The organism is Streptomyces sp. NPDC006259 (assembly GCF_042870975.1).
In the GTDB taxonomy this organism is placed as follows: Bacteria; Actinomycetota; Actinomycetes; order Streptomycetales; family Streptomycetaceae; genus Streptomyces.
Genome location: NZ_JBIAHY010000006.1, coordinates 156,316 through 177,205 on the forward strand (window position 1 = coordinate 156,316; position 20,890 = coordinate 177,205).

Consider the following 20,890-nt stretch of genomic DNA (forward strand, 5'->3'; position numbering starts at 1 on the left):
CTGGTCAGGCGGGGCGACGAGCGGATCGAGGCTCCCTCCCCCGAACGGACCACCCACATCGCCCCTTTTGCTCCCTTTATCTAGCTTGAGGGCATGACCGCCCCGATACCCAGGGACATCCCGGACCTGCCGGCGATCCCGCGGACCCACGCGCTCCTGCCCTCCTTCGTCCCCGCCTCCGCGGTGGTGGCGCCGGTACGCCGCCCGCTGGCAGGCGTACTCCGTCTGCTCATCACCGGCGCGGCGGCCGGCGCCGTGACCCTCGCACTGCTGCTCGGCAGCCCGCTGCGGGTGCTGAGCCAGTTCTCGGTCCAGAGCACGATCCTGCTGGCCCTGGTCACCCTCGTGTCAGCCCGCCGCGTCTGGACGGCCCGCCGCCCCCTGCCCTCCGCCCTCACTGGTGCCGCACTGCTCTACGCCGTGATCAACGGGCTGGTGTACCACCTGCTGCTGGCGGACGCGACGAGCCCGTACTCGGTGACGGGCACGGCCGGCACCCCGACGGGCTGGCACGCGGTCGTCCATCACCTCCTGCACACGGTGATCCCGGCGGCGGCCGTACTGGACTGGCTGCTGCTGACGGCCCCGAGCCACCTGCACCTGCGCCAGGCGGCGACCTGGCTGGTCTACCCCCTGGCCTACCTTGCCTTCTTCCTGACCCGCGCCGCCCTGATCTCCCCCGGGGCTCCAGGCCGCTACCTCTACCCCTTCCTCGACGCCGCCGCCCACGGCTACAAGCACACCTTGGCCAACGCGCTCCTCCTCGGCCTCGCCTTCTACGCCCTGGCCATCCTCCTGGTCGCCCTCGACCACGCCCGCCCGAACCCCATCCGCCACCGCACCAAAACCGGATTTCGTCTCCAGCCACCGGTGGGCTAAAGTAAACGACGTCGCCGCGACAAGCAGTACAGCAGCGACATCGGGGTGTAGCGCAGCTTGGTAGCGCGCTTCGTTCGGGACGAAGAGGTCGTGGGTTCAAATCCCGCCACCCCGACAGTTAAGTAGCAGGTCAGAGGGCCCTTACCGGATCGGTAAGGGCCCTCTGGTGTTGCTGTGTGTCTAACTGCGTGACTACGACCAGGAACTGGTGTGGTGACGCCGCTACGGCCCCCTTGAGCAGTCACGGAGACCGTCATGCGCCCAGCGCGCCTACTCCCAGAGCCGTACCGCGTAATAGGCCGCCTGCAAGGTGCGCGCTACTACGGTGCAGACGTCACGCAGCCTCTTGATATTTCGGATGAGGCGAACCGCCCCAAGCTGCTTCCCGGACAAGATCACACCTCTCAATCCGTGTGATCGATGCGGTGGGAAAGCAGGGTCTCAGCAGCGCCGTACCACCGGAATGGCTGCGCACCGCCCCGCCAGAGCAGGGAAGCCTGATCACCGACGTCATCGGCAGTAACGAACCGGGGAACCTCCCGTGTCGGCCACCCGGGGTAGACGCCCACGCCTCGTGCCGCTATCCAGTCGATCCTGGCCCGGTCGGGGTCGACAACGAACAAATCGCCGTATCCAGCAGGCAGAGAGAACCTGTCAACGTCCAACACGGACCAGCGGCTCCCCTCGATGGTTTCGCAGAAGGACACCTCAATGACCTGAGGACCTGTGTGGCTGAAGAGAAACGCGTGAGCAGCGCCGACTTCCTGCATGTCACCCACGCCGCACGGGAGCCACGGAACCGGATCACCAGGCGAGTCGGGATCCCAGTCGTCCGGCCATCCATACCTCCCGTAGGCATACCGGTTGGACCAGGACGGCGGGAGGGAGGTATCAGCAGGATGCCGCGGCCCGTTGAATACCTGAGCCAAGAGACGGTGATAGCTCATGTCGCTCGTCGCCAGCGTCACACGCGTCCGCTCGGAACCTGCTGTGCAGTGAAGCAGACCCCACTCACCGGGGCTCGGTGCGAGAGCCTGCCGCGCGCAGAGGGCCGCATAGCTGAGGCCCTGTAGTGCTGCGAACGCCCGCGTCACTTCGGAGTGTTCGTGGGGAACGAGTCTGCTGATGTCGATGGGCATCCGGGAACCGGCCCTTCGTTTAAGCGACGCCGTTTCGGCGCCGACGATGTCGTAGAGCTTGGCCCCGGTGCGGCAGTCGGCGCCACCGCCGCAAACAGCGAAGGGCCAACTGCATCACGATGAGCAAAATGGCACATGACCTGCACTTTTATCGCTTCCAGCGAAGCCCTAGGAGGGGTTCTGCAGGGCAGTCCGTACCTCCATTTCACCCGGTCGTGTGTACGACTTCCGCCTCCCAAGCCTTGATTCCTTTACCACTCCGTGACAAGGCCGCTCGAAGGACGCCATCGCCTCTGAAGGCGAGGAGCGCACATCGTCTGTGAACCTCGACCATGCGCCGGGACCACCCACCCGAATTCGGTATCGGTGGGCCATCGCACGCCATCCCTACCGGTTCGGGTGAGTGCCGAAAATGCCGTCCATGACCACGGCGCCGGTCTGGATCACGGGCCGGATCTGCTTCCGGTAGACCTCCTCGGTGACGGCCGTACCCGAGTGGCCGACGAGCCGGGAGATCTCTTCCAGCGGGACACCCCGGTCGGAGAGCAGGGACACGAAGCTGTGCCGGAGCTCCCGTGGCGTCCACTCGTCGGCGTTGATCCCGTCGACGTCCTTGAGCGCCTGCCGGAAGGCACGGCGGACGTTGGCCGCGTCGAGCGGCTTGCCCACGGCCGAGGAGAAGACGAGCCCGTGTTCCTCCCACTTCTCGTCGGCGGCGAGCCGATCCCAGCCCTGATCCTCGAACTGCTGCCAGAGGGCGTCGACGCAGCGCGCCGGCAGGGCGAGGGTACGCCGGGACTTCCGGGTCTTGGTGTCTCCGGTACGCCGGACCGAGCGCCAGACGGCGATGTGGGGAGGCTGCGGCGGGTCCATCTCGGGGCGGCCCTTGAGGAAGACGTGATCCCAGGTGAGGGCCCGCAGTTCCTCGGTGCGGGCACCGGTCAGCAGGGCAACGACGATGTAGGCGTACATCGAGGTCCCTTCAGCGCCCTTGAGCACAGCCTCAGCCTGGGCGAAGGTGAGCGCCTTGGAAGGGCGCCCGGCCTGCCCCTGGGGGACCGAGCACAGCTCGACGACGTTGCGCTTCACCTTGTCCCGCGCCATGGCCCGCTTGACCGCGCGGTTCAGGCACGAGTGGAGTGACTGGAGGGTGCGGGTGCTGAGGGTCTGCGCCTTCTTGGCGAGCCAGCGGTCCACGTCCTCCGCGCTGAGGTCGCGGAGCTTGCGAGCGCCGAGCGCCGGAATGACGTGCTTCTCACTGAGGAGCGTGGTGGTCGCAAGGGTGCTGGGATCGAGGCCGGCCAGGCCGTAGGCGAGCCAGTCCGTGACAGCGTCCTTCACGGTGTAGTTGGTCGGCGCGATGGCGAGGCCGTCCTCGTGGTCCCGCAGCACCTCCTTGAGCTTGTTCTTAGCCTCCGTCTTGGTCTTGCCACTCCCCCGCTTCACGATTCGCTTGCCGCTCGGGTCGAAGCCGAGGTTCGCCGTGGCGATCCACCGTTGTCTCTTCTCGTCCCAGTGCAGGCCGCCGTCACCGCGGCTACGGCGCTTGGTCATCAGGCGGCACGCCCCATCTCTTCCGCGATGAAGTCGCCCAGAGCGGAAGCCGGAATGCGTCGGCACCGGCCGATCGTGACCGAGGGCAGCCGCCGCGTGCGGATCAGGTCGTAGACGGTGGACCGGCCGAGCCGGAGGCGGCTCATCACCTCGGCGACGGTGAGCAGTTCGTCATGACGCATGGTCGGGTTCTCCTTCCGGGTCGAGAGCGAAGGGGCGTGAGGCGGCGAGCCAGGTCTCTGCGGCGGTCAGGCCGGTGCCGGCGAAGCGCCAGTGGGAGAGGACGAGGACGGTGTCCGGGTCCGGGAGGGGGTGGCCGGCTGCGGCGGCGCGTTCGCGGGTGAGGGCTTCGTTGTGGTCGGCGCGTTCCTGGCGGAGGGCGCCGAGGGTGACGGAGTAGGCGCGGGACTTGGTGGAGAAGTGGCCGCGGAAGCCGAGCATGTGGGCCCACTTGCGTAGGCGGAGGTCTTCGAGTTCGGGCAGGGCGCCGAGGTGCCAGCAGGTGAGGATCATCTGGCGGGCGTGGTCGGTGACGCCGGAGCCGATCAGGTCGGTGATCGGGTTGCGGATGGGGCGGTCGAGGGTGCCCGCGGATTCGGCGCCCTTGGTGGCGTACTTGGCGATGTAGGCGGCCACGGCACGGCTGGACAGGTCGGAGGTGCCCGCGAAGTCCGCCGAGCGGATGGGGCGGATGTCGAGCTGTTTGCCGAAGCGGAAGGTGTGGGCGCGGCCGTCGAGGACCGGGCCGGGTGTCTCGGCGAGGTGAGCGGCCGAGCGGATCGCGTCGCCGAGGAGTTCCGTCGTGGCCCAGTGCGGTGGGGTGTCCTCGGCGCCTTCGGGGCCGTCGAGGCGGATCACGGCATGGAAGTGGACGGCGCCGCGCCGCTGGTACTCGGCGACCTTGGCGTAGGACACCTTGAGGCAGTGGCGCAGCTCGGTGCGGCCGATGCCCGCGCGGGAGGCGAGCTGTTGGCGCAGGTAGGTGGTGAAGCGGGCCCACAGGGCACCGGCGTGCGCGTTCCACAGGACGGCGGCGCGGTAGTCGTAGCGGTCGGGGTGCAGGGGTGTGCCGAGGGTGGGGTCGTCGTCGGCGTGGGTGCGTCCGCAGCGGCAGCGTCCGCCGCCGGGGCGGTTGTGGACGGGGCCGAAGGAGGGGGCGGTGAAGGTGGCGAAGACGCGGGGGTGTTGGGCGACGGTCGGGCCGATGCCCTTGCCGCCGCTGAGGCCGGCCGTGACGAGGTGGAAGGTGTCTTTGCGGTAGACCTCGGCGCAGGCGGCGCAGCGGGTGGCGCGGCGGTTGTTGCAGCGGATGAGGAGCTGCCCGGCGGGAAGGTCGCGGTCGACGACTTCGCGGACGATCTCGCCGGTTGCGGCGTGGACGTCGAGGCGGTGGCCCTCCATCCGTACGGGCCGCTCGCAGCCGCCGAGACGTTGGATCTGCCGTGCGTAGCCGCCGAGGTCGCCGAACTGGGCGAGGTTCGCCACCTGACGGATGACTCCGGTCGGAGTCTCGGGGCGCATGTGCGGGTTCCTCCAGGAAGTGACAGAGCTTGGGGCAGGCACCTCGGCTTGTCCAGGGGGCTAGACAGTTTGGGCAAGCCGAGGCGCGGGAGGCGATGAGGTCAGCGGCGGTCGCTCTTGAGGATCGAGCGGACGGTGACCGCGCAGACGGCCACGGAGGCGGCGGTGATCGCGACGGCGAGGAGCATGGAGACCAGGACCGTGCCGACGACGAGGACCAGGGCGCCGCCGCCGGCCGCGAGGGCGAGCGTGCTGCCCGCGGTGAGCTGGACGGCCGGGCGGCTGGGCGCCGGGGCCGGGGTGGGGGCGTAGGACGTCGGGCTGTAGACGTTCGGGGCCGAGACGGCCGGGGCCGAGATGGTGAGGGCCGGGGCGGTGTCCTGCGGCGGGTACTTCGGGGTGAACACGTGGGTGATCCCTTCTGCGGGCTGTCAGTCGAGGAGGGTGGCGACGGCGGGGGCGAGGATGCTGTTGGCGACGAGGTAGCCGCCGAGGAGGAGCAGGGCGACCAGCCACCACGGCGGGCGGGCGAGCTGGATGCCGAGGACGGCGACGACGAGGACGGCGAACCAGAGCGGGACGTCCATGGCGGTGATCTCCTTCTCAGGCCTTGCAGCGGTGGGTGCGGGCGGCGAGTTCGGCGGCGGCGCGGCTGTCGTACTCGGCGGCGAAGTCGCAGTTCGGCGCCGTGCAGGCGGCGAGGTGGCGGTTGCGGCCGCGGGCGAGGTACGAGGCGACCTGTACGGGGCCGATGCGGCGGACGTTGCGGAAGCGCGGGTTCATGGGCGGTCCCTTCTCAGAGGTGGGCGGCGACGGACGGCGTCATGGAGGGCGGGAGACCGAGCCGGGCGCGTACGGCGTCGGGGTCGGCCGCCTGTCCGGTGGTGGCGCGGTGTTCCTCGGCGAGGGCCTGGACGCGGTCGACGAGGGCGGGCGGCAGGACGATGGCGGGAGCGGGCGGCGGGTCAGTGCCGAGGCTGGCGGGAGGCTCGTCGGCGACCGGTTCCGTGGGCGGTGGCGGGAGCGCGTCACGGTCGGGTTCGTCGACCACGGGGGCCGTCTCCGCGGGCTTCGGGGCCGTGGGTTCCTTCGGGGTGCGGGGCGTGTGGGCCAGGAGGGTTCCGCCGAAGAAGGCGACGGCGGGCCAGCCGGCCACCACGACGCGCAGCGAGGCGGGGACGTCGTCCAGGTCGAGAAGTCCGGCGGTGGCAACGTTGGCGCCGAGGGATGCGGCCAGGGCGACCAGGAACCACAGCCGCGGCCCCCCGGCCGGGTGTCCGGCACGCTGCTGTTCGCGCATCCGGCGCCAGGCGGCGACCAGGAGCAGATCGACGCTGACGGGGTAGGCCCACGCCTTCCAGCCGCCCTGTCCGGCCGCTTCTGCGAGGTCGTGCAGGTGGGAGAAGGACAGGGCGCCCGCGATGACGGCTTGGACAATCACGGCGTCCACGCGGGCGAGGTGGGCACGCATCGGCTCGCGATCCCTTCCGTGCGGTCAGTTGGCGGGCTTGAGCGAGTCGGCACGCTCACGGGCCAGGCGGGCCACCTCGGCGGCGTCGGCGTCGCCGGGCGTGTGAGCCGCGATGCGCTCCAGCAGATCCGCCTTACGACTCATGAGCGCCGCGTACTCGGCGGAGGTGCGGTACGGGTTCTGGCGGAGCGCGGCCAGGTCGGCGACGAGGGCGCTGACCTCGGCGATCGAGGGACGGGACACGGGGCTTCCTTCCGGTTCAAGGCATGGGAGGGGTAGGGACGTGGCGCGAAGCGGTCACGCCGACCGTGGAAAGGGGGTGCGGCTACTCGGCCACCGGGCGAGCGGTGGGCACGGGAGTGGCGGGAGCGGCCACCCCGGCGGGCTCGGCGGCGACGGCCAGCCGGAAGGAGTCGAGGCGGGGCAGTTCCGGCACGAGGGCGGCAGTTGCGCGGCAGACGGCCGCCGCTTCGTCGAGGGTGAGGTGCGGGGAGCGGGCGCGGGACCAGCCGCCGGAGGAGTCGCCGAGGATCGCGACGCCGGGTCGTTCGGCCGGGATAGAGGTGGCGGCCAGCGCCGCCTCAGGGGAGATGTCGGCGAGCGCCATGTTCGCCGAGGACTCGTCGTTCACACGGTGGCAGACACGGCCGGTGAGCTGGGCCCGGAGCATGGTGGCGCCCTTACCGAGTTCGGAGCCGAAGCGCTGCCCGCAGACCTCCAGGTAGATGCCGGCCGCGCGGCCGAGCTGGGCGATGCGGATGAGCTTGGTGACCATCGCGTCGCGCCGCTTCTCGTCGTCCCGGCTCGCGGCGAGGAAGAGTTCCGCCACCTCGTCGACGACGACCACGACCGGCACCGGCCGCACCTTGTCCGGCAGCCCCCATACGTCCGAGGTCAGAACGGTGTCCGGTCCGGCAGAGGCGAGACCGATGAGGCGGAACCGTGCCTCCATCTCTTCCAGCAGAGCGTCGAGGAGTTCGTTGGCCCGGTCCGGGGTGTCGGCGAGGGCCGACAACCGCGGTGCGAATGGGGCGAGTTCAACGCCCCACTTGCAGTCGATCCCGACGAGGACGACCGGTTGCCGGGCCAGACCGCACAGCAGGTTGCGCAGGTAGACGGACTTGCCGGACTGCGTGGCGCCGAGGATGAGTTCGTGCGGCACGGCGCGGAAGTCCCGTACGTGCCAGCGTCCGTCATCGCGCAGCGCCAGCGGCAGGGAGAGAAGACCGCCGCTCTGCTGCCGGGGCCGCCGCACGTCCGCGAGGACGTCCCAGCCGATCAGTCGCAGTTCGAGCCGGCCCGGCTTGGTGGGACGGATGTGGACGGCATGAGCGGACCAGGCATGGCGCAACCGGTCGGCCGAGGCCATGAAGTCCTCCGGTGCCTGCCCGGTCGCCATCCGCAGCCGCATCACGAGGCCGGACCCGGTCGGCACCGGGAACGACCGACGAGGCGGTACGGGTGCCGCTTCCCGCCCGATCATCCGGGCCGTGGCCCGACGGACGGCCGAAGCCGGCACCGTCAGACCACAGGCGTCCATCGTGGCGCGATAGGTGGCGAGCACACGCAGCGCGACGAGCGGATACCCGACGAGCCACCAGAAGACGACCGGCATACGACGCCGCAGCACCAGCGCAGCGAGTGCCACCAGGCAGAGCGACAGCGCCCACAGGGTGTCGGTCACGGCGCTCAGCCCTGGACCGAGGCGGGAGCGTTGACCATAACGGCGTCCGCCCGGTAGGCGATGCCGTGCCGCATCCGCCCGCCGAACTCGCTCTCCCAGGGCCGGGCGACGAGGCCCGACAGGATGACCGGGGCGCCCATCACCAGGCCCTCACCGATGCCCGCCTCCGGAACGGTCACCTTGATCATGTCCGAACCGCCCTGCGCGATGAACACCAGCTCCAGCACCATGAGCCGCTGGTTGGTCACCGGGTCCACAGCTACCTCACCGGTCTGACGGTCCTTCACCTTCACCTCCGGCAGCTTCGTGACGAGCAGCGTCGCGGCCGAGACGTCCACGGGGATGACACGCATTTTCTGAACCTCACTGGTTGGCGGCGCCGGTTGGCCGGCACCGTTCCGACTGGATACCCCCCTAGACAGCAGAGGAGTGGCCCACCCCAACTGTCTAGGGGGGTTGACGGCAACAGTAGGCCGACACCCCGCCAATTGTCTAGGGGGGTATACGAGCTGAGGTTGTCCAGCCGTCCGATGTAGCGTCCGCCTATGAACCTCCACCTCTACAACGGCGTTCCCGACGGGCTGACTCGAAGGGCTCGATCCTTCGTGAGTGCGCACGGCATCAGGGTCGGTGTGAAGCCGGTCGAGGAGCACCGGGGGTGGTGGCTGGAGCGGGACATCCCAGCGGAAGTAATCGACCGGATGGCTGCCTACCAACAGCGATGGGGAGGTCTGGTCTTGCCGCCCGGGCCGCAGTACGACGGCGGCCCCAAGTACCTCAACCCCGACGCGCCGGAAGGCTCACCCTCTGAAGGGTGGTCGTTCGAAGCAGGAGATCAGCGGACCGCAGTCCCCTACTCGTTCATGATCGGACCGGCCGGTGAGTTCGGCATCCATTCCCACCAGTGGACTCCGCTCCATGCATCTGTCGAGGGATGGGTGGAGTCGCTTGCGCTGGCCCACCATGCCTCCATGTGGGCGAAGCAGATCACCAAGATCACCGGTGACGCTGTCGACGGCGTCGAGCTGGACGCCTACGAGCCGGTGCGAGAGGTAAGAGGGCTGGCGGACAACTGGTGGCGAGGTACCGATTGCCTGGTGGCGATGTATTCAGGAGAAGCCGAGTCTCTGTCATTCCCCGCGGCTCGTACTGCGTTGATCTACTCCGGCCTTGACGAGTGGGGGTTGCGAGGAGGCGTCGAGGACAGTGACGTCTAAGGACGCTGGAGCGCAATGCGCCCGGCCCATTCCCGCATGAGGGGGACCGACCTACCCCTCTGAAGCAGGCTGGCCTGTGTCAGCGTGAGACACAACAGACCTAAGGCAGCACCCAGTGCAGAACGGTGGCATCGTCATGCGTTTTGCCTCGCGGCCAGCGCCGCCCGTCGGGGTCGTCGGCTTCAGCTTCCCGCACGCGGCGGATCAGCTCGGAAGGCCCCGACGAGTCGAGAACGGCCACGGTCTCTTGCCAGGTGGTGAGTTCGAAGCGGTCGACGAGTCGCGTCGCTCCGTCGCTCAGCAGCGTCACGGAGGACAGAGAGTCCAGCTCTGCTGTCCCCGTGAGGGTGTGTTCGGCCGCGCGAGGATCAGGCCCGGCGATCCAGAAGCCGCCCGGCCGGTTACGCAGGCCGGTCAGCGCGTCGCGGTACTCCGCCAGGGCGGCGGCATGCTCAGGCGAGCCCGTCGGCAACGCGTCGACCGGTCCGCGTAGCCGCCGGCCGACGTCGTCCAGGCGCCGGTCGGTAACGACGGTGACCCCGGGCCCCTTGTCCGCGAGGAGGAGCGAGGAGTCACCGAGAACGAGGTACTCCAGGGCATCCACACCAGCCCGGACGGCAACGACCGTGCTGGTCGGACTGGCCCGGTGGACGAGGTCGCAGACACCTTCGTGCAGCGATCTGACGGAGTCGATCGCGTCGGCCAGGCATGCGGCCAGCGGCCGGGCGGGGTGCGCGGTGATGGTGCTCAGCAGCAGCCCGCCCAGCGTCGCGGAGAACCAGGCGACACCGTGCGTGCACCCGGTTTCCGCCTTGGCGACGCCGGCGCCGTCCAGGAGAACGGCCGCTCCGGGAGCGGCGGCGGCGAAGTCCTCGTTCTCCCGGCCCGGTTCGGCGGGCAGCGAGCCGAGGGTGACCCTCACGCCGTCGACTCCTCGTCGTGCCGGTAGAGGGGGGTGAGCAGTTCGACGGAGCGCGGTTCGCTGGTCTCGGGGTCGTACTCGACGCCGACCAGGGTGGAGAAGAGATGCTCACCCACCTGCCCCCAGACCGTATTCAGGTCGGAGGCGAGCAGCTGGACGACGCCGAGGGAGCCTTGCGTGTGGATACCGGCGATGGCGAGCAGCGAGCCCTTGCCGTCGGGGCGTGGCAGCCGGCCGACGTATCCGACGTCGTACGGGCGCGCCGGATCGCTGTCCTGTCCGGACCGGTACACCGTGCTGGTCCGGCGGTCGACGAGCATCCACGGTCCGTCTTCCGCGCGCTCCCAGCGCAGTACCGGATCCTGCGCGTAGGTGTCCCACATCTGCTGGGACATCCGCGGGCCGCAGACGACGACCAGGCCGTCACGGTTCAGGTCGATCTCACCGGACACCGGCACGTGCTCGGAGGTGACATCGAGACCGTACGACCGGGCGAGGTCCTCGAGACGCTTGCCCGAGCTGACATCGTCCACGGCAACAACCGTGCGCCCGCGTTCGTCGTCCCGCCGCAGGGGGGTGGCGACGACGACGGAACCGCGCCCGAGGAAGGCACCTTCCGGCGCCGGACCGGTGTGGCGAATCTGATGGATCCGGCCCCGGCTCAGGCCGGCTTTCGTGGCGATCTGCGCATACGACAGCCCTTGGGCGTGCAGATCCTGGACCACTCGACGGCGAAGCCGGGCGAGTTCGGTCACCTCCTGCTGCGCGTCGGCCAGACGCGTCGTGACCTCCCGCAGCAGCAGGTACGGGTCATCGATCGCCATAATGCGCCGCAACTCGTCCGACATGGCTTCACCTCCTATGACTACCCAGGAGTCTAGGGCCCTAGACAGAAAGGGCGCGAGCCGCCGTCCAGAAGGAACGCCGATCACGTAGAACCCGGCTCTGCGACGGGGCACCCCGCGAGGGCTCACGCCCCACCGCCCGACAGACCGGGGCAGACCACCGAGGCGCAGGCCATCATCAGCCGCTCACCCGCGCCAGGTCGACCCAGATGCAGCGTGCACCGCCGGGCCGGTCCTTCACTCCCCAGTCCTTGGCGTACGCGTCGACGAGGAGGAGTCCGCGGCCGCCTTCGTCCACCAGAGTCTTCACGCCCCGCACCATCGGTTCTTCGTCGCCGCCCTGATCGGTCACCTGGATGCGCAGCAGGTCGTCAGTGAAGCCGATGACCACGAGGAACCATCCGCGATACCAGCCGCTTCGCGTGTGCTGGACGGCGTTGGTCGCCAGTTCGCTGACGACCAGGACGGCATCCTCGACGAGGGTCGAGTCCTCGCCCTCAAGGAGAGCGGCAACGAAGTGGCGCGCTTCGGCCACGTGTCCGACTTGGCCAGGGAACATGCGGGCCCACTTTTTGGACATGGGAAAGCTCCAGTTCGTCTAGGGGACTAGACAGCACAGCGGCAGAGTATTCCCACGCGACACCACAGAGCCAGGCATGTTGAGGAATTATTCCTCTAACGGGTGGCGGAAGTCTCCAGATCCCGGAACTCCGCCATCACCTGAAGCAGCAGTTCCCGCACCTCAGGCCCGAAGACCGCTGCCCCCGCGAAGCGGCTGAACGTCTCCTCGTACGCGGCCACTTCGGCGGAGTCGTCCACGACCTGTTCGCCGCGGAAGGTCTCGACGACCACGGCACGCGAGTCGCACAGGGTGAAGCCGTGCCGAGGCATCACCGGCACAGGCCGACGCCACGGGATGACGCCGAGACGGACGGTTCTCAGGCTCTCTACGGCCATCAACCGGTCGAGCTGGGCGAGCATCAGCGCGGGACTCCCCGGCCACGTCCTCAACACGCCTTCCGTCAGTACGAACACCGACTCGCGCCCAGGCTCGTACAAGAGGCTCTGCCGCTCGACACGGGCGGCCACAGCTCGGCCGACTACCTCAGGAGTCGTGTGAGGTGCGCTGTCGAAGACGTGCCGGGCGTACTCCGCACTCTGGAGCATGGCCGGCAGGACGACACATTGGAACGACCGGACCAGCCGAGCGGATCGCACCGCTTCATCAAGGGTCGCTCCGTCAAGAGCCTCACTGGAAGCCTTGGCGGTCTCCGATGCGGCCATCACCGCGACCAGGAGGTCACACACCTCACGAGCGGTCGACCCGTCCAGGCCGAGAGCATCCGACAGACGATCCAGGACGTCCGCACTCGGGACCATCCGCCCGTTCTCCACCTTGGACACGGTCGGTTGACCCACACCGGCCCGCTCCGCCAAGGCGGCACCCGTCAGGCCGGCTTCTGCACGCAGCCCACGAAGACGTGCCCCAAGCGCCTTCATCAGCTCTCGCCGCTCACTCCCCATGCCAGGGTTCTACACCACGAGGGACGCGGTACCGGCCGACGGAAGCCAGATCAGCACCGGCAGAGCAGCCACGATTCAAACTTTCTCTACTGGTTCAAGGCGGCTCGCTCCGCTCCCCGCGCGAGGCCCGGCCCCCGGCCGGGCCTGCGCTCCTGCCTCCGTCCCGCTCCAGCCCGGCCGGCGCCCGGGCCTCGCAGGTCGAGAGGCAGCCACCAAGCCGAAAGCTGATCGCCTGCAAACCTCGACCAAACCGTGGGTCCTACAGTCGGGGTACTTCGCGCCATCGAACCGGAAGTTCCCCGCCCGAAGGCATCGGCTCTTCCTCTGCAAACCGTTCATGAGCCGTGTTGTTAGTAGCGGGCAATATGGAAAGAGATCCGTCGCTATGGGTAACCACCTTTGCCGATAGGGCCACGGTTTCAACCGTGCCGACCGAAATCTCGCGTTCGGCAATCTTGAGACGCAGAGGTCTAAGAATTGAAATCTGATAGTGCCCATCAGGATCCAAATGAACTCCAGGATTCACGGACGGGACGGAAAAGCCATCCCAGGTCTTGATGATGACCTGACCTTGAATAAGAACTGCGGAATCTATCACGCGATGTACGTCCGCAATCGTCATTGCGGATAGATCGGGAATGGCAAGCTGTTCAGCTGTGCGTGTTTGAAAAACGGCCAGAGCGCGAACAAAGCGAGCGATAAGATCGGGGAGTTTTTCTCTGTTCTCAGGGAGCTGCTCGATGTCAAAAAAGGGCCCATACTTCGCTGCCACTTGCAGTCGATTAGGCGAATCGAGCGCAGCCATGAACTCCAGTGCGGGCGCGGCCGCTGTTGGATCACGATCGGTAATATCGTTAACCTTAAATTGGGCCTTGAATTTGCGATCGGTCGCGCTTACCAGGGCATCAATCGATACGGCGCCGCTCGGATCCGTTCCACTAAGCCAGCGGCCAGTTCCATCAGGGCCCGTGGCAGACACCATCCGAAATGTGACTTCCCCTGCCACATTACCAGTGGGCGTCACTACACGATATCGACTCTCATGCGGATCATTATCGGCGGGCGTGATCGTTATAGTTCCATTACTGATCTTTCCACCCAACCCGCCAGGGAGGTTAGCATCCATTTCTGCTGGCAGAGTGACCGGCTTGCCATATTTACGCCACAGCTCAAAGGCTTGAAATGATTCCTCTGTCACCTGAAAATTCAAGCGAATCGGAATCGGGCGCTCATTGAGAGATTCATTCGAGCGCTGGAAAATCTTAAAGGTGAGGCATGATCCATCAGGCGCTACTTCTTGAGTAGCCGCCACGAGGCCGGGTTCCGCTGTCAACTGTGGCCGACGCGGGTCGAAACTGACTCCGTACCGGAAATGGGGATCTCCGTCTAGTGCCCGTTGTAGGCGAGCAAGATGGTCAGCGACCTCAGAGGGAGTAAGAATTGACGTCGCGTCCTTTGGGTGCTCTTCAGGAAGGGTCAGATCCCGATGCAGAATTACCGCGACGTCAGAGACGGCTGCTCGGACTCGCTCATTGCCACCATGAAGGTAGTAATCTGGGACAAACCAGTACTTACTAGCGAGCGCTTCGCAGAAGAGATTGCCCTTCCATTCAATGATGCGACCGTCATGGTTAAGCCAGTTGAGGATCTGCTCTCTTTCTTGGTCTGCGAGCGCTAGTTCACCATCACTGAACATTGCCTGGATTACGTCATTAGGCATCGCATTGAACCAGTCTAGCCGGTTCTCGATAGTTGGATCCAACGGCATAACCAAGTACCAGTCGCCGACCGGGATACCCCTACGAACAAGCCCGATGAGTAGGCGCCGGAAAGAGCTCTTAATTTGCCTCTTCTCGGAATCGCCTAGATTCGTCGCGAACTTCTTGATCTGGTAAATGTCGAAAATTGCGCGATTTGGTGAGCTTGGGATCAGAACATCGATCCCATAGTCTCCCTGTGAAGGTCGGATCCGGGTCGCAGTCGGAAACTCATTGTAAAGAAGATTAGATACAACAGCCTCGACCTCATCGCCGCTCAGCGCGGCCCACTCGACACGCGGCATCGGGTCTCCCAGTTAGATAATGACGCGGAGTGCTTCATTGTGCCACCAGTGCGCTGCTGTCTTGGTCGGGAACAGTTAAAGTCCCACGACCCGTCGGCAGTCCTGATCTGGCCCAGTCGAACCAGCCGGCCGTTTAGGTCGAGGTGTTGCACGGCCCTCGCCAGGCCGGAGGTCTCGATGCCTTTCCGAAGGGTGCGATGGAGACAGCGTCCGTAGACCGTCGCGAGTGACTCGCACACGTCGTTCCGTCACAGACGACGTGAAAGCGTCGGCGGAGAGCCGACAAAGCGGTCGACGGCGTGTCGACGCCACCGCCCAGCAGCCGTTCGATCTGTTCGCGTCATGACCTCACTCCCGGTCAGGATTCTGTTGTATAGCAACCGCAGCAACCGACATCGTCCAACACCGGCGCTCACAGCCCTCCCCGTAAGCCTTAGGGCCCACAATGAACTGATGGCTTAGGCATCGTCCTGGCTGGCCCACCGTCGTGGCTTGCTCTGGTCGACGGCATTGGCAACGTGGCTGAGACCGGTGGGGGTGCAGCGAGACATACGCGCGCCTGATCGGTCGGCGCCCCCGCCATCGTGGCTGACTGTCGTCGGCTGAGGTTCGGACATGGCGCATCGAGGGGCTGGCCGTCGGTCGAGCGAGGCAGGGCTGGTCCGTCCACTGGGCCGTATCTGGGCCGTCCGAGGACGCTCAACGGTGGCCAACAACGACCAACGACCACCACCAGGCGCACGAGCCCACAGTCCCTGACCAGCAAAAACCCAGTTCACCAAGATCCCCGGCAAGACCCAGGTCAAGAAGAAGTAGTCTTTGTGATCATGCCTCCCACCTGCGCATACAGTGCAGGTGGGAGGCATTTTCGTGCTGTGGAACCTCTCTGGAACCTCAGCCCTCGTGATCTTGTGGCCTGCGTGCCCTGCCAAGAGCCTTTCAGGCACAGTCCCGACTGCTCGGCATGAGGTGCGCGCACACCTCTCGTATAGCCACTGATGGCACAGTGCCGTTTGCCATGCCATCACGCGAAGAGAGCCGACCAGTCCTCTGCGTCCTGGTCGATGTCGGCAATACGCACCCCGTAGCCGACGAACAGGTCTCCAGGGTGGGAATGGCGTTCACCAACGTAGACCCCCACGACTTGCCAATCGGGGCCGTCAAAACGCCCTGGCGACCGGGCGATGAGTGGCGCGCCCGAACAACCTGGACCAGCGGGTGTGCTTAGCTCGAAGAAGCGGGAGCCGTAGATGCCCGGCAGGAGGTCACTTATGCGTCGCCGAATGTGCCCTTCCGAATAGATCAGGTCGGGTCGCTGCTGGGCGATGCCGTCGTCGGAAATGGACTCGTACAACACTGCCTCGGGGTAGCCCCAAAGCATGTACTGCAACGAGGCGTGCTCTTGTCTACGGCTGAGTACGCAGTGGGCTACGTAGGTGCCAGGCTCCAAGCGCAAGATTGCAACGTCCTGAGTGGGGTGCAGCTCAATGCCCTGGACTGCGGCGGGCTGCCAGGCACCATCTGTGCCTCGAAAGAGGACTGCCGCTTCCCCAGGGGTTAGCTGCTCGGCAACGTGGCGGGCAGTGATTGCGAGGGGCTCGGCGTGACCGCCGGCGTGCTTGAGTAGGAAGGCGGTACCGGCGAAACCCTCGTTGCGTACGGTGGTCTCGGACGTGACTCGGACTTTCATCACAGGGACGACGATGTTGAACAACATGTCGTAGTCGCGTTCGGTCATGGCGAACTGTATCGGAGCGGGCGAACCCGCTGCTTTGTTCGGCGCGATGCCCTTGAAGGGCTCCAGGGGTGGCAGTTGCCGACGCTTCCATCGTGACCGTGGAGTTGCGGGAGCGTTGGCACCCATGTCGGTGAAGGACGAAGTCACGGTCATCCCGCAGGACCATGCCTGTGACGGGTTGCACCACAAGCGCACCAGATCTGGCGGGGAACAACGGGGAACCACGGTGGAAAGCAGCAGGGCCCAACTAGACCACCTGGAACCATCCGCCCAGGTCAGCGTGTGATTCTGCCGCAATTGCCCGCAGCTTCCCAAGCTGAGGGCTCACAGTCGGCCGTCGCGGCTCGCTCTGGCCGACGGCATGGGCAGGCAGCCGCCGTCGCGGACAGCCACGAGCCCCGGCCCAACCAAGCTCGCTTCCCACACAACTCCGCGAAAGTCGCCCGCTCTCCCCCCTAGGCGCCTACGATCCGTCACAGGCGTCGAGGGGGAAGACCATGGGAGCCAGCGGCAACACCATGTCTGGGAAAACCTGGATCGGTAAAAGCCGGCACGCCTTCTGCGTCGACATGGCCCGGCACTTCGAAGCGCAGCAGCGCGAGGCGCTCGAGAGCGGCGACGACGAGGCCGCCGAACGGTACCGGCTGTGGGGCCTCGGGTTCCTCCTAGAGACAAAAGACATCAACGCGGGGAAGGCCAAGCGCATCGTCTCCGACACGGAGGCCGCACGGCTACGGGCCGCCGAGGACGAAGCCAAGCAGGCGGCCGCGGATGCGGAGCACCTGGCTGCGTTGAAGAAGAAGCTCGGCATCACACCTCGCGCGAACGGCTCCGCGTACCGCCCCTTCCGTGGCGGCCTTCCCACTCTCGGCAAGGACCGTTGACAGGCAGGTGGGTACGAGGTTGTACCGGGCCCGCTCCTGAGCACGGCTAGAGCGTCGAGCGCCCCAGCCAGTGAGTGTCTAACTGCGTGACAACGCCGACGGACAACGGCGGACGAGCGCGGACGTCTGCGGACCGTCAGCGCAGGTGAAAGACGCACCAGTCCAAGGCAGCACCCCCACCCGAGTTGCTTCGGGACGAAGAGGTCGTGGGTTCAAATCCCGCCACCCCGACGCTGGTCAGAGGCCGTGTACTCACGTGAGTACACGGCCTCTGTCATGCTCGGGGGGCCAAACAGGGGGCCAAACGAATTTGATCAGGCCACCGCGTCGCCCTCTTCCTGGCCCTCCGCATCCTCCCCTTCCTGATCTTCGGCGAAGATGTCGTCCATCGCTTCAGCTCCCTGCGTGATCACGGGCCGGAGCTGCTTGCGGTAGACCGCCTCTGTGGTCGCCTGACTACTGTGACCGACCAAGAGCGCGATCCGCTCCAGCGGGATGCCGTGGTCGGAGAGCAGTGACACGAAGCTGTGCCGGAGCTCCCGCGGCGTCCACTCAGGCTTCAGTCCGGCCTTCTTCACGATGGCCTTGAAGTCTCGCCGGACGTTGGCCGCGTCGAGCGGCTCGCCGCTCCGGGTCGTGAAGACGCGGCCGGTCGGGCTCCACTCCATCCCTTTCGATGCCCGCTCCTGCTTCTGCCATCTCATGTGCTCTTCGAGGACGGCGACCACCTGCATCGGTAGAGCGATGGTTCGGCGGCTCTTCCTGGTCTTCGTCTCACCGTGCTTGCGCACCGAACGCCACACCGCGACGTGAGGCGGGATGCCGTCCTGCGTCTCCAGAAAAACGTGATCCCAGGTGAGGGGCCGCGCCTCTTCCGTACGCACACCGCTAAGGAGCGAGAGCACGAGGTAGGCGTACAGCCGTGACGGACGCGCGGCGGTGAGCACGGCTTTCGCCTGCTCCAGGTTCAGTGCCTTGCTCGGCCGACCGGGGCGGCCCTCCGGCGCGGTGACGAGTAGGGCGACGTTCCGCCCGGCCTTGTCCCTGCGCTGAGCATGTGCGATGGAGCGGCGCAGGATGGCGAGCAGGTCGCGCAGACTTCGCGTCGCGAGGAATTCGGCCCTGTCGTCCAACCAGTCATCGACATCGTCCGCGCTGAGTTCCTTCAGCTTGGCCTTGCCGATGAACGGGATCAGGTGCTTGTTCGCCATCGAGCGGTTCTTGCCGATGGTGCCCTTCTCGTCGCGCCCCTTCAGCCCGCGCTCCAACCAGTCGTTCACCGCATCGGCCACGGTGTAGTTCGCCGGCGCTTTGACGCCGGTCTGCACCTCCTTCTTCAAGTCCCGGATTTTCTGGCGTACTTCGGTCTTCGTCTTGCCGTACACCTTCGGTCGACGGCGCTTGCCGTTCGGGGCGTACCCCAGGGAGACGGCTCCCACAAAGCTCTTCTTGACGGGGTCCCAATAGATCGTGTCTGAACCGTGGCCAGCCCTTTGGGCGCGTTTCGGGGTCTCGCTCATTTTCTGTTGTGCCTCCATAGGACAGGGCCGCGCCCTGGTGGGCGCGGCCCTGTGGAACTGAGGTGATGGGAAGTTCAGGCGGTGGCCTCTGCCTCGCGCTTGAGGAGTTCGACGTACTGAGCGATGTACTCCGGCGGCACGAGTCGGCGACGGCCGATGCGGACGGTCTGAAGTCGTCCGAGGCGTATCTCCTCGTAGACCATCGAGCGTCCGATCCTGAGAGCCTTGGCCGCCTCTTCGGGGCGGTAGAGGAGCTGTTCGGCAGGTTCAGCAACGGTTGCCATGCGGCGGTGCCTCCTCGGCAAGGTTCCGGGGGCGGTGACCCCCTTCCTGTCAGGTCCGCTACTTCCGCTACCTCCGCTACCGCCCTGGTCAGACGCATGATCCAGGTAGCGGGTAGGGGGTGCGGTAGCGGACGGAGCCGCTACCGGCCCCGGGTTCGTGGCCGCGGGGCGGGTAGCGGATGGGGTCTTGCGGTAGCGGATGCGGAGCGGCTTGCCGCTACCCGGAAACCGCCTCTGAGCTGCCCGGTAGCGGAGGTAGCGGAAGTAGCGCACTTTCCGCGGGGGGTGGGCAGTAGCGCTGCCACGCGTCGTGCAGATCGCTCGCGTAGTAGCCCTTCATGACGCTTCCGCCTGCCTTGATGTTGCGGGCCGCGATGGGGGTGTTGTCCGCGGTCACGTACTCCCGCAGCATCCGTGACAGCCCACGGGCTTCGAGCGGCTTGCCGCTCATGTCCGCCCACGGCGCCTCTTCGAGGCTGTGCAGCCTGTCGAGGATGGCGACGGTGGGCAGACGGTCGATGCCGTTGAACACGTAGTCGCGCAGATCGGACAGCAGGCGGATGCCGACGCTGCCCTTATCGCTCGTCTTGGCCGCGTTCACCAGCTCGATGCAGGCGGCGCGGGCCCGCTCCGGCCACGCGCCACCCGCCGCGTCTGCGATGGCCAGCAGGGGTTCCCATACGTCCGCGGGCCGGTCGCTGATGCCTTCCGGCAGCTCCGGGAACACCCCGTCGACCAAGTGGCGCACGGACTCCGCCCAAGCGGCGAGCCGGTCACGCAGCTCGTGCCCCTCTTTCTCGTGGATCCGCTGCCGGAACGGCTCTACCCGCTCGTTCGGTGCGCGGCGGCGCATGCGGACAATGATCGAACGGGTCAGGATCGTGTCCGGCAGCGAGCCGAGACCGGCGACCGCGACTCCGCAGAACGACGGGAACTCCTGTACCTGCTGATTGGAGCCGTCGCCCACGCAGCGCCACATGACGCCGGAGCGTCGGTGACCTGCGTTCAGGAAGCCTCGGAGCTGTTCGTTCTCTCCGGCCTTGGGGCCGAAAACGGTGTCGATCTCATCGAACAGGATCGTGGGCCGTCCCTCCATCCCGGACACCGCACGGAAGAGCGCGGAGGCGGAGGCGTTGACCGCGACCATCGGTTGCGGCACGAGGGTTTCCACGATCTCAAGGGCACGGGACTTGCCCGAACCTGGCTCCGGCGACAGGAATGCGAGCCGCGGTGTGGAGTCGAAGCAGTCGAGCAGGTGCGCGTGCGCGTCCCACAGAGCCACGGCGACGTACGCGGCATCGAGGGGGAAGATGTTGAAGCGCCGGTGGAAGGATTCCACCTCATCGAGCAGTGCGGAGCCGTCCATGGCGGGTGCCGGCGGATTGGCGCTCATGCCGCCTGCCTCCCTTCCTGATTGGTGCGGAGCGGGCATGTGTCGCGGTGGGCGGTGTGGTCTTCGATCAGGGCGAGCACCTTCGTGTGTCCGACGGCGCTGCGGTCCCTGCCGCACAGGCACTTCGAGGTGGCGGTAGGCACGGCGTCGCGCGGTGCGCAGATGCACAGCCACGCGACCGGGAACCGTCCGTCGCCCCGGTGCGGCTCAGGACGAAGGGCAGTTCGGGCGCCCTTCCGGGCGGCGCCTTTCG

At 66.8% G+C, this 20,890-nt stretch carries 23 protein-coding genes and 1 tRNA gene; 4 read left to right on the forward strand and 20 right to left on the reverse strand.

The features are described 5' to 3' along the window. The first annotated feature begins 93 nt into the window (after positions 1 to 93). Entirely contained in the window at positions 94 to 879 is a 786-nt protein-coding gene (locus tag ACFYO5_RS25200) for a Pr6Pr family membrane protein (RefSeq protein WP_388712635.1), read from the forward strand. A 41-nt stretch (positions 880 to 920) separates the two neighbouring features. After that, positions 921 to 994: transfer RNA gene (locus ACFYO5_RS25205), tRNA-Pro, on the forward strand. A gap of 289 nt (positions 995 to 1,283) precedes the next feature. Here ACFYO5_RS25205 and ACFYO5_RS25210 read toward each other — a convergent pair. The 11 genes from ACFYO5_RS25210 to ACFYO5_RS25260 all read right to left on the reverse strand — a co-directional run bounded on the left by ACFYO5_RS25210 (position 1,284) and on the right by ACFYO5_RS25260 (position 8,601). After that, entirely contained in the window at positions 1,284 to 2,018 is a 735-nt protein-coding gene (locus ACFYO5_RS25210; protein ID WP_388712638.1) for a hypothetical protein, read from the reverse strand. Positions 2,019 to 2,405: 387 nt separating this feature from the next. Further along, positions 2,406 to 3,572: a tyrosine recombinase XerC gene (xerC, locus tag ACFYO5_RS25215; RefSeq protein ID WP_388712641.1), complete on the reverse strand. Its 1,167-nt coding sequence runs from the start codon at positions 3,570 to 3,572 to the stop codon at positions 2,406 to 2,408. Then, positions 3,572 to 3,754, reverse strand: a complete 183-nt coding sequence (locus tag ACFYO5_RS25220; RefSeq protein ID WP_388712644.1) for a helix-turn-helix domain-containing protein — start codon at positions 3,752 to 3,754, stop codon at positions 3,572 to 3,574. The genes xerC (ACFYO5_RS25215) and ACFYO5_RS25220 overlap by 1 nt, the downstream gene beginning before the upstream one ends. Next, the gene (locus ACFYO5_RS25225; RefSeq protein ID WP_388712647.1) at positions 3,744 to 5,093 is read right to left on the reverse strand and encodes a replication initiator; all 1,350 of its coding nucleotides are present in this window, start codon (positions 5,091 to 5,093) and stop codon (positions 3,744 to 3,746) included. The genes ACFYO5_RS25220 and ACFYO5_RS25225 overlap by 11 nt, the downstream gene beginning before the upstream one ends. 101 nt (positions 5,094 to 5,194) lie before the next feature. After that, positions 5,195 to 5,500 carry a SpdD protein gene (locus ACFYO5_RS25230; protein WP_388712650.1) on the reverse strand — a complete coding sequence of 102 codons (306 nt, stop codon included), beginning with the start codon at positions 5,498 to 5,500 and terminating at the stop codon, positions 5,195 to 5,197. A gap of 24 nt (positions 5,501 to 5,524) precedes the next feature. Continuing rightward, positions 5,525 to 5,680 carry a hypothetical protein gene (locus ACFYO5_RS25235; RefSeq protein WP_382783691.1) on the reverse strand — a complete coding sequence of 52 codons (156 nt, stop codon included), beginning with the start codon at positions 5,678 to 5,680 and terminating at the stop codon, positions 5,525 to 5,527. A 16-nt stretch (positions 5,681 to 5,696) separates the two neighbouring features. Then, positions 5,697 to 5,876: a mobile element transfer protein gene (locus ACFYO5_RS25240; RefSeq protein ID WP_388712654.1), complete on the reverse strand. Its 180-nt coding sequence runs from the start codon at positions 5,874 to 5,876 to the stop codon at positions 5,697 to 5,699. 13 nt (positions 5,877 to 5,889) lie between these two features. Beyond that, a complete protein-coding gene (locus ACFYO5_RS25245) occupies positions 5,890 to 6,564 on the reverse strand; it encodes a DUF2637 domain-containing protein (protein ID WP_388712657.1) in 675 nt (224 codons plus the stop codon). Positions 6,565 to 6,588: 24 nt separating this feature from the next. Further along, positions 6,589 to 6,807, reverse strand: a complete 219-nt coding sequence (locus ACFYO5_RS25250) for a hypothetical protein (protein ID WP_388712659.1) — start codon at positions 6,805 to 6,807, stop codon at positions 6,589 to 6,591. 82 nt (positions 6,808 to 6,889) lie between these two features. Further along, positions 6,890 to 8,248 (reverse strand): FtsK/SpoIIIE domain-containing protein, encoded by a 1,359-nt coding sequence (locus ACFYO5_RS25255; protein WP_388712662.1) that lies wholly within the window; start codon positions 8,246 to 8,248, stop codon positions 6,890 to 6,892. Between the two features lie 5 nt (positions 8,249 to 8,253). Further along, positions 8,254 to 8,601: a hypothetical protein gene (locus ACFYO5_RS25260; RefSeq protein ID WP_388712664.1), complete on the reverse strand. Its 348-nt coding sequence runs from the start codon at positions 8,599 to 8,601 to the stop codon at positions 8,254 to 8,256. Between the two features lie 192 nt (positions 8,602 to 8,793). Between ACFYO5_RS25260 and ACFYO5_RS25265 the strand changes: the two genes are divergently transcribed. After that, entirely contained in the window at positions 8,794 to 9,465 is a 672-nt protein-coding gene (locus tag ACFYO5_RS25265; RefSeq protein WP_388712667.1) for a hypothetical protein, read from the forward strand. Positions 9,466 to 9,565: 100 nt separating this feature from the next. Here ACFYO5_RS25265 and ACFYO5_RS25270 read toward each other — a convergent pair whose 3' ends face one another. The 6 genes from ACFYO5_RS25270 to ACFYO5_RS25295 form a co-directional block, all read right to left on the reverse strand. Further along, the gene (locus tag ACFYO5_RS25270) at positions 9,566 to 10,387 is read right to left on the reverse strand and encodes an integrase (RefSeq protein WP_388712670.1); all 822 of its coding nucleotides are present in this window, start codon (positions 10,385 to 10,387) and stop codon (positions 9,566 to 9,568) included. Next, positions 10,384 to 11,235 (reverse strand): sigma-70 family RNA polymerase sigma factor, encoded by an 852-nt coding sequence (locus ACFYO5_RS25275; RefSeq protein ID WP_388712673.1) that lies wholly within the window; start codon positions 11,233 to 11,235, stop codon positions 10,384 to 10,386. Before ACFYO5_RS25275 ends, ACFYO5_RS25270 begins: the two co-directional genes overlap by 4 nt. Positions 11,236 to 11,410: 175 nt before the next feature. Then, positions 11,411 to 11,812, reverse strand: a complete 402-nt coding sequence (locus ACFYO5_RS25280) for an ATP-binding protein (protein WP_388712676.1) — start codon at positions 11,810 to 11,812, stop codon at positions 11,411 to 11,413. 95 nt (positions 11,813 to 11,907) lie between these two features. Beyond that, entirely contained in the window at positions 11,908 to 12,756 is an 849-nt protein-coding gene (locus tag ACFYO5_RS25285; RefSeq protein ID WP_388712678.1) for a helix-turn-helix domain-containing protein, read from the reverse strand. Between the two features lie 259 nt (positions 12,757 to 13,015). Further along, a complete protein-coding gene (locus ACFYO5_RS25290; protein WP_388712681.1) occupies positions 13,016 to 14,818 on the reverse strand; it encodes a hypothetical protein in 1,803 nt (600 codons plus the stop codon). 1,024 nt (positions 14,819 to 15,842) lie between these two features. Next, complete coding sequence (locus tag ACFYO5_RS25295) at positions 15,843 to 16,556, reverse strand: serine protease (RefSeq protein WP_388712684.1); 714 nt, start codon at positions 16,554 to 16,556, stop codon at positions 15,843 to 15,845. 497 nt (positions 16,557 to 17,053) lie between these two features. On the opposite strand from ACFYO5_RS25295, the gene ACFYO5_RS25300 reads away from it, so the two are divergent. Next, a complete protein-coding gene (locus tag ACFYO5_RS25300) occupies positions 17,054 to 17,440 on the forward strand; it encodes a hypothetical protein (protein ID WP_388712687.1) in 387 nt (128 codons plus the stop codon). Between the two features lie 314 nt (positions 17,441 to 17,754). Here the strand turns inward: ACFYO5_RS25300 and xerC (ACFYO5_RS25305) are convergent, their stop codons facing one another. The 3 genes from xerC (ACFYO5_RS25305) to ACFYO5_RS25315 form a co-directional block, all read right to left on the reverse strand. Further along, positions 17,755 to 18,960: a tyrosine recombinase XerC gene (xerC, locus tag ACFYO5_RS25305; protein WP_388712690.1), complete on the reverse strand. Its 1,206-nt coding sequence runs from the start codon at positions 18,958 to 18,960 to the stop codon at positions 17,755 to 17,757. A 74-nt stretch (positions 18,961 to 19,034) separates the two neighbouring features. Continuing rightward, positions 19,035 to 19,244 (reverse strand): helix-turn-helix domain-containing protein, encoded by a 210-nt coding sequence (locus ACFYO5_RS25310; RefSeq protein WP_181868062.1) that lies wholly within the window; start codon positions 19,242 to 19,244, stop codon positions 19,035 to 19,037. 217 nt (positions 19,245 to 19,461) lie between these two features. Then, positions 19,462 to 20,637, reverse strand: a complete 1,176-nt coding sequence (locus ACFYO5_RS25315; RefSeq protein ID WP_388712694.1) for a DUF3631 domain-containing protein — start codon at positions 20,635 to 20,637, stop codon at positions 19,462 to 19,464. Between the last annotated feature and the right edge of the window lie 253 nt (positions 20,638 to 20,890).